The organism is Mycolicibacter sinensis (genome assembly GCF_001667375.1).
GTDB lineage: Bacteria > Actinomycetota > Actinomycetes > Mycobacteriales > Mycobacteriaceae > Mycobacterium > Mycobacterium sinense_A.
Genome location: NZ_LZIN01000088.1, coordinates 1 through 593 on the forward strand (window position 1 = coordinate 1; position 593 = coordinate 593).

The window sequence follows — 593 nt, forward strand, 5'->3', positions numbered from 1 at the left end:
ACCGCGATCTTCGTCGGCGGGACGATGTTGCCGACGCCCTCGGCGGCGTTCGCCCAAACCGCGGCCGACCTGTTCCTTCACCCGCTCGGTTTCGACGTCGGCGACGATCCAGCCGCGTGCGTGGTCGGTGTCGGCGACTGCGACGCGCCGCTGCGGATCCTGTCCACCCCGGCGCTGGTCCAGCAGGGCCACAGCAGTTTCGTCGGGGCGGCCGAGATCGTGCGGGCGGTGCACGCCGAACTCAACGCCAACCCCGACGCCTACGATGCCGACAACCCGCTGTGGGTGTTCGGCTGGTCGCAGGGCGCCACGGCCGGTTCGATCGCCATGGCCCAGCTGGAACACGACGGCGTCGACCCGCAGTTGCTGCATTTCGTGTTCATCGGCAATCCGGTCGGTGCCGACACCGCGTCGGAGGGTATGGGCGGGGTTTCCTCCTCCGACTTCTTCGACACTGCTCTGCTGTCGGGTGTCCAGACCCCGAACAACTGGTTCGCGGTAACCGATTACACGATCCCCGGAGATCCGGTCACCGACCCCACGTCCACCTCTGAGCTCGGTTTGTTCTACGAGCACATGATGTATCTGGGGCT

At 66.6% G+C, this 593-nt stretch carries 1 protein-coding gene; it reads left to right on the forward strand.

Annotated features, from left to right (window positions below; all coding sequences use genetic code 11):
* A partial coding sequence (locus tag A5771_RS24700; RefSeq protein ID WP_131808932.1) for a PE-PPE domain-containing protein occupies window positions 1–593 on the forward strand: 593 nt, incomplete at both ends.